At 50.6% G+C, this 7,869-nt stretch carries 5 protein-coding genes; 1 reads left to right on the top strand and 4 read right to left on the bottom strand.

Going from position 1 to position 7,869, the window contains the following annotated elements; all coding sequences use genetic code 11:
• The first annotated feature begins 159 nt into the window (after nucleotides 1-159).
• Nucleotides 160-852 carry an MlaA family lipoprotein gene (locus VK958_RS11740; RefSeq protein WP_325241539.1) on the top strand — a complete coding sequence of 231 codons (693 nt, stop codon included), beginning with the start codon at nucleotides 160-162 and terminating at the stop codon, nucleotides 850-852.
• Nucleotides 853-1,370: 518 nt separating this feature from the next.
• Here the strand turns inward: VK958_RS11740 and VK958_RS11735 are convergent.
• The 4 genes from VK958_RS11735 to VK958_RS11720 all read right to left on the bottom strand — a co-directional run bounded on the left by VK958_RS11735 (nucleotide 1,371) and on the right by VK958_RS11720 (nucleotide 7,672).
• A complete protein-coding gene (locus VK958_RS11735) occupies nucleotides 1,371-2,804 on the bottom strand; it encodes a TolC family protein (RefSeq protein ID WP_325241537.1) in 1,434 nt (477 codons plus the stop codon).
• Nucleotides 2,794-5,979: an efflux RND transporter permease subunit gene (locus tag VK958_RS11730; protein WP_325241535.1), complete on the bottom strand. Its 3,186-nt coding sequence runs from the start codon at nucleotides 5,977-5,979 to the stop codon at nucleotides 2,794-2,796. The genes VK958_RS11735 and VK958_RS11730 overlap by 11 nt, the downstream gene beginning before the upstream one ends.
• 14 nt (nucleotides 5,980-5,993) lie before the next feature.
• Nucleotides 5,994-7,073 (bottom strand): efflux RND transporter periplasmic adaptor subunit, encoded by a 1,080-nt coding sequence (locus VK958_RS11725; RefSeq protein ID WP_325241533.1) that lies wholly within the window; start codon nucleotides 7,071-7,073, stop codon nucleotides 5,994-5,996.
• 263 nt (nucleotides 7,074-7,336) lie between these two features.
• Nucleotides 7,337-7,672, bottom strand: a complete 336-nt coding sequence (locus tag VK958_RS11720) for a hypothetical protein (protein ID WP_325241531.1) — start codon at nucleotides 7,670-7,672, stop codon at nucleotides 7,337-7,339.
• Nucleotides 7,673-7,869 lie beyond the last annotated feature (197 nt).

The following is a 7,869-nucleotide window of genomic DNA, read 5'->3' as shown; positions in this document are numbered from 1 at the left end:
TGCCGGTTTGAAGTAACCTGGTCTTAACACCAGGGTTATGCAGAGATTGATTTCCGAATAGCCACGCGATAATTTTTTATTTAGCAACTTGTCAGGCTTGTCAGGGTCTAGGAATAGGGTGCACAGGAAGCATTTAAGCTTCAAAGAGGAGTAGCACAGATGAGAGTAGTAAATATGATGCACTTGATGACGCTGGCAGCATTATCCGGATGTGCAACTGCAGGTAATCCAGACCCATTGGAGCAAGTGAATCGAAAAACCTTTGCATTTAATCAAAAATTAGATGAAGTAGTATTAAAGCCCGTTGCTAAAGGTTATCAGAAAGTAGTACCAGGTTCAGTGAGGCAAAGTGTGCGTAATTTTTACGCGAATCCGCGTGATTTACTGTCTGCTATCAGCTCTTTTCTTCAGGGTAGGCAAATCGATGGCACGTCTGATCTGATGCGTTTCGCTACCAACAGTACGATTGGGGTGCTTGGACTATTTGATGTGGCGACACCACTTGGATTTGAAAAGCACAACGAGGATATCGGGCAAGCGCTTGGATATTGGGGAGTGGGATCAGGGGCATACATTGTCTGGCCAGTTTTTGGACCATCTTCTGTGAGAGATACCACTACCCTCGTGAGTAATCTTGCTGTTACACCACAAGCATTGGTATCAGATAATTCACTTTATTACTCTTTGACCGCATTACAAATAACCAATGCCAGAAGTGATCAATTAACCACATCGGAAATTCTTGACGATATTTCGATAGATCAGTATCTGTTCGTTCGGGACGCGTATCTGCGTTACAGGGAATCATTGGTTCATAATGGAAATTTGCCTGCTGACCCGGATTTTGAATAAGTCCCTGATATTTCATCTCACTCCGCACACATGCTTGCACTGAGTAAACGCGCCCTGTAGCGAATCGTCATTCTGGCGCAGGCTAGAATTCAAGCAACGTTAATGCTTAGCTTATTTTCAATAACAAACAAGCGTCGCACTTACTGAGTACTAATTCAGTATTTCTTCGAATCCTTACTATCCCTTTTCGCCCTTAGGCGAGTTAATTTTCTTTGCTTGCCCAAAGAACAAGTAACCAAAAGAAAGGGCACCCTAGCTTCCGCTTTTATCCTGCGTTGCTCGTCAACGTGGGCGGCCAACGAAACTCGCCCTGACAAGCCACATAGAACGTGGCTTGTTGCGGAACTCGAACAGACGCTGGCCGACAACTCCCACGCTGCCTGCGCTACTCGGCGCGTCAGATAGGGGACCCATTTTAAAACCACCACGTTGTGGCTGTGGTGAGAGGAGTCTCTGTTCAATCGCGCTAAGTAAGACTGCCAAACAAATGCTAAATGCTAGGCGCCTCTATTTACGTTTTATTTCCAGCCACCACCCAGCGAGCGATACAGATTCACCACTGCCGAAACCTGTTGTTGCTTGGTTTCGATCAGCTCCATTTTGGCGTCCAGCGCATCGCGTTGCGTCAATAACACTTCCATGTAATCGGCGCGTGCAGCTTTGAACAGCTGGTTGGCGACATCGATGGATTGCGTCAATGCTTCTACCTGCTTGTTCTTCAACTGATAGTTTTTGTCCAGGTTGTCGATATTGGATACCTGGTTCGCCACTTCCATATAGGCATTGATGATCTTTTGCTCGTAATCAAAAGCCGCTTGTACCTGCATGGCGCTGGCACTCTTGTATTGCGCTTCAATCGCGTTGCGGTTCACCAGCGGCGCGACCAGGTCACCGCCTAGCGAGGCCATGATCGATTGCGGCATATTCAGCAGGTATTTAGGGTCAAATGCCTGAAAACCCAAGCCGGCGCGGATGGAGAATGAGGGGTAGAAGTTGGCTTTGGCGACTGAAATATTCAGTTTGGCCGCAGACAGTTCCAGCTCGGCCTGGCGAATATCAGGACGGTTAGCCAATAACTCGGAAGGCACACCGGCTTCCACCATCTTCGGCTGCATATCCATAAAGTGTACCGACGAGCGGGTGATCGGTTGCGATGTCCGGCCCAGCAGATAGTTGATCCGGTTCTCGGTTTCAACGATTTGCTGTTTCAGCACAAACTGGCGGCTCTGGTTCTTTTTCACCTCAGCTTCAAACCGTCTCACCGCCAGTGAGTTGGCACGCGCATAAATCTGCAATTGCTTGACCACTTCCAGTGCGTTCTGCTGGATCTTGATATTCTGGTCCAGGGTTTCTGCTTCGTTATCGAGCGCGACCAGCTCATAGTACGCATTCGCCACTTCCGCTACCAGGTTGGTCACCAGGAAGTTTTTGCCTTCGATGCTGGCCATATACTCGGTCACTGCCACCTTGGTGGCGTTACGCAGTTTCTGCCAGACATCCAGCTCCCATGAAGCCGTCAGCCCAAACTGGTAGTTGCCGACAAAGCGAGGGAAAGATTTACCATCTTTCACTTTCAGCGATTCTTCCACCGCGCCGTTACGGGTATATTCGCCGACTTTTTCTTTATCCGCACTGGCACCAATGCCGACAAACGGCAGGTATTCACCACGCCGGGCCTGGATTTCATTCTGGGCGACGCTGATGCGTTGCGCCATCATGTTGACTTCCTTGTTGTTGGCCACCGCGATATCGATCAGCGAAATCAGGTGTTCATCATCAAAGAAGGTTTTCCAGCTCACTTCAGCGCTATTGCCGGCTGGCGCGACTGCCTCCTGGTAGTGCGTCGGCAAGGTGGTATCAGCCTGCTTGGTATTAATTAAGGGTATCGCGCACGACTGCAGCATCAGTGAGACTGCGCCTGCGACCATCCATTGCAGTTGTTTACTCTTCATCGTCATCTTCCTGATGGGTATTGTAGTGATAGGTTTCAGTCAGCGGCTCAGTCTCTTCCTTGCGGATCAACGATTTTTTGTCAGCCAGTGTACCGAAAATATAATAAAGACCCGGAATCACGATCACGCCAAAAATGGTACCGAACAGCATGCCGCCCATCGCAGAAGTACCGATGGTACGGTTGCCCACTGCGCCCGCGCCGGTTGCAATCACTAGCGGGATCAGGCCGGCGATAAAGGCGAACGAGGTCATCAAAATAGGGCGAAAACGGGTTTTTGCACCTTCGATCGCCGCATCGCGGATAGACATGCCCTGGCTATGTTTTTGTACCGCGAACTCCACAATCAACACCGCGTTTTTACCTAACAGGCCAATCAGCATGATCAGGCCGACCTGCGCGTAAATATCGTTGGCGAGCCCTGTTATCTTGAGCAGGAACAGGGAGCCAAAAATACCTGCCGGTAGCGAGAGAATCACTGCAAACGGCAATATGAAGCTTTCATACTGTGCGGCGAGCACCATGTAGACAAACACCAGCACCACGATAAAGATCATCAGCGCTTCATTGCCCCGTTTTTCTTCATCGTAAGAAAGGCCTTCCCACGCGATATCGTAGCCTTTAGGCAGGGTGGCATGGGCAACCTCTTTCACGGCATTGATCGCCGATTCAGTGGTGTAACCAGGAGCCGGTTCTGCTCGGATCGCGGCAGAGTTATACAGGTTGTAACGGGTGATCTCGTTAGGGCCCTGGCGCTTCTTCAGGGTCATAAAGGCCGAGTAAGGCACCATTTCACCATCTTCGTTTTTCACAAAGTAATTCAGCACGTCACTTGGGTAACGACGGAACTCAGGCCCGGCCTGGGTGTAGACTTTGAAGAAGTTGTTAAAGCGGATAAAACCCTGCTCATAAGTACTACCGATGAGGATATCCAGGTTGTTCATGGCATCTTCGATAGAGACTTTTTTCTGCATCGCCAACTGGTTGTCGATGATCAACTCATATTGTGGGTAGTTGGCGGCATAAAAAGTGAATAAGCCGGTCAATTCCTTGCGCTTGCCCAGGTTCTGCATGAACTCCTTGTTGATTTTGTCAAACACGTAGTAATCCGCGCTGGTGGTTTTATCCAGCAAACGCAGTGAAAGACCGGAGGCCGCACCGTAACCAGGCACTGCCGGTGGCTGGAAGTATTCCACCACTGCGCCAAAGTCTTTGGTTTTTTCTTCCAGCTCTGCAATGATTTGCTTCACCGACTGCTTGCGCTCTGACCAGTCCTTGAGGTTGATAATACAAGTACCCGCGTTTGAACCGCGCCCCTCAGTCAACACTTCATAGCCCGCCAGTGAGGAAACAGATTCCACGCCTTCCACTTGTTTGGCGAGCGTTTGCAAGTGCCGCGCCACCTTATTCGTGGTTTCCAGGGTGGAGCCCGGCGGCGTTTGAATAATGGCGTAAATCATGCCCTGGTCTTCACCCGGGATAAACCCGGCAGGCAACACTTTGTCGACATAGAAAATGCCGACCGAAAACAGCGCCAGCACTAAAAACGTCACCGAGCGCAGGGTCACGACTTTTTCCAGGAAGTTGGTATAACGGCCGGTGACCTTTTCAAATACCCAGTTGAAGCCATCCAGAAACACCGAGATAGGCGTTTTGCGTTTAGGTTGGCCGTGGGTGTCTTTCAGGATCATGGCGCATAGCACCGGCGTTAAGGTCAGCGCCACGATGCCGGACAACACGATCGAAGAGGCCATGGTGATGGCGAACTGGCGGTAAAACACGCCGACCGGGCCGGGCATAAAGGTGATCGGGATAAATACCGAAGTCATCAGCAAGGTGATCGCGACAATGGCACCGCCGATTTCACCCAGCACACGCTGCACCGCTTTGTAAGGGCCGACATGGTCAGAGGCCATCTTGGCATGCACGGCTTCGACCACCACGATCGCGTCATCCACCACCACGCCAATGGCGAGCACCAGTGCGAACAGGGTGACCAGGTTGATGCTGAGCCCGAACGCCTTCATGACAAAGAAGGCACCAATCAGTGAAATAGGTACCGCCAGTGTCGGGATCAGCGTTGAGCGCCAGTCACCCAGGAAGATAAACACCACCAGCGCTACCAGTACAAAGGCTTCAGCGAGCGTGTGAATCACTTTTTCAATCGAGGCGTCGAGGAACTTGGAGACGTCGTAATTGATTTCATAGTCCATGCCTGCCGGAAAGCTTTGTTTCAGCTCTTCCATCTTGGTTTTTACGTCAGCAATCACCTCGCTGGCGTTGGTGCCGTAGTTTTGCTTGAGGACAATCGCGGCGGATGGGTAGCCATCCTTGTTGGAGTAAATGTCAAAGAATTCACTGCCGAGTTCAACCTTGGCAATATCCCTGAGGTGCAGGATCTCACCATTGGAGTCCGCGCGGATAATAATGTTGCCATACTCTTCCGGCTTGTTATAACGGCCTTTGTAAATCAATACATACTCTTTGGACTGGGCGTAAATCCCCGAGCTCTGTCCGAGGCGGCCAGGACGGCCAATCACACTCTGGCTACTGATCGCATCCATCACCTCTTTGCTGGAAACCTTGTAGGCACGCATGCGCTCCGGATTCAGCCAGATACGCATGGCAAACTGGCGACTACCCAGGTTTTGCGCCTGTGCAATGCCGTGTACGCGCTGAATCTCGGGAATCACGCTGACATTGACGTAGTTGAAAAGGAATTTCTCGTCGGCGTTTTTATCTTTACTGTAGAGGTTCACATACATCAACATGCTGGGCTGTACGGTATTGACGATGACCCCTTCCAGCTGTACCAGGGGCGGCAGCTTGCTCATCACCTGGTCCAGCCTGGTTTTCACCAGCACCATGGCGGCGTTTGGGTCTACCCCCAGGTCAAAAATCACCTGGATGGTGGCTTCACCGGCACTGGTGGCGTCAGACACAATATATTTCATGCCCGGCACACCGTTGATCGCCCGTTCGATGGAAATCAGCGAGGACTGTACCAGCACGTCGGCACTGGAACCAGGGAATGCCAGCGTCACGATCACGCGGGGCGGGGCAATTTCCGGAAACTGTGAAATTGGCAGGGTTTTGATGGACAGAAACCCGAGGAAAACCATCACCAGCGATAGCACAATCGCCATCACCGGCCGTCTGAGAAAGATGTTTAACATGTTTTTTCGCCTTTTTATTCTGCGTACAATTCCAGCTCAGGAATGACTTTTTCAGGAGTTCTGTAGTCGGTGTCGATTTTTTCGCCGTTTTTAACGCGGCGCAAGCCTTCCAGCAACACGGTGTCAGTGTCTTTGAGGCCGGATTTCACGATAAACAGATGTGGCAGTTCGGCGGCGATTTCGATCATGCGCTGTTCGACCTTATGTTCTTTAGTGACGACATAGACAAAGGTCTTGTCCAGCACTTCAAACGTGGCTTTTTGCGGGATCAGCAGGGCATTTTTGAAAGGCACTTCCATCAGAATCGTTCCTGTCTCGCCGTGACGTAGCAGGCGGTTAGGGTTCGGAAAGTCGGCCCTGAACTCGATGTTGCCGGTTTTGTTATCAAAATCACCTTCGATGGTTTCAATCGCCCCGGCCTGGTCAAAAAGCGCACCATTGGCCATGCGCAGTTTTACCGGTACGCCTTTTTCCTGTTTCTGGTGAATTTTAAAGTCCAGGTATTCTGCTTCAGGCACGTTGAAATAAACCCACATGCGGCTGTTATCAGACAGCGTCGTCAGCAGGTCGCCCTCGTCGAGCAAGCTGCCTTTTCGTACCAGTAAATGATCCATGATGCCGGTAAACGGCGCATTGATATTGGTAAAGTTCAGGTGCGTTTGTGCTAACTGTACTTCGGCATTGGCCTTGTCCAGCTTGGCTTTGCCTAATGCCAGCTCGTTTGGCGAGACGATGTTTTTCTCGGCCAGGGCTTTGGTATTTTCATATTCAAGCTGCACGGTTTTGGCTTCGGCCTGCGCTTTCAGTAAATCCACCTGATAGACATTCGGCATGATCTTGAACATGGGCTGGCCTTGTTTGATGATCTGGCCTTCACCGGCAAATACCTCTTGCAGGTAACCGCGTTCCAGCGCGCGCAATTCAATATGCTGTATGGCATGGATCTGGCAGACATATTCCTTGGTAATCATGGTGTCTTTGTGCCATGGTGTAGTGACCTCGAGTTTGGGAGGCGCTTCCGTGTGCTCTTCCTCTTTGTGGCAGGCGCTGAGCACGCTGCCAAGAAAGCCTAAAACAACCAGGTGCCTAATCATTGAGTGCTGTTTAATCATAGTGTTTGTGTGTATCGAATAATGAAGAAAAGGTAACGCAGATAACGGGTGATCCGTGTGCGTACATGGCATGGGCGAGAACCTGTTTGTCAACATACAACCTGGGTGGTCCGCAGTGGCTAAGGTAGTTTTTCTGGGTAGTTGCTTGTTTCAGGCGCAAGCCAACGCGTACCTTATGGGGGATCAGGCGTATGGGTGATCAGGCTCAGCGCGCGCCATGCTCAGGCGCAAACGCGGATGACACCTTAGTGTGCGACAGGCGGGGCGCGTGAATGCAGGTGGCGGACAATCGCCGGGCGTGGGGCCACGCGACGGCGAGAGAGGCACAGCAACGCAAAAGGAATCACGCAGGCAATCGTCATGCTTGCGGGAGGAGGAATCAGGTTAAGCGGCGAATTTAAAGGTGATTCGCCATCGCCGGTATATTCAACGATTTCGGCCACGCGCACCCTGACGGTGTCATCGCTGTAGCTGGAATGATCGGAGAATTCAGCGACCAATGCAAAGCCGAGTACAGTCAGCAGTACTGTGACGACCCACAGTCTGAGTTGTATTGCCGCTGTATTCAAATGTTTATGCATTAAGTTTGTTAACGGAAAAGAATAAAATTTCTGTAATAAGTTATTTTAATAATGAAGTGAGCGCTTAAAAACCTGCGATCAAAAAACGCCTTTTAAAGGCCTTTACAATACTTACATTAAACGCTTTTACATTGAAAATGACAAGGCGCAACAGCGCGTAGTTCGCAGAAAACGGCCGTTTGTAAGCTGGGTGTCAG

The sequence above is a fragment of the Methylophilus sp. genome, from assembly GCF_035460085.1.
Taxonomy (GTDB): Bacteria; Pseudomonadota; Gammaproteobacteria; order Burkholderiales; family Methylophilaceae; genus Methylophilus.
The sequence above is the reverse complement of the archived record's forward strand: the minus strand, read 5'-3'. Positions and strand labels throughout refer to the sequence as shown.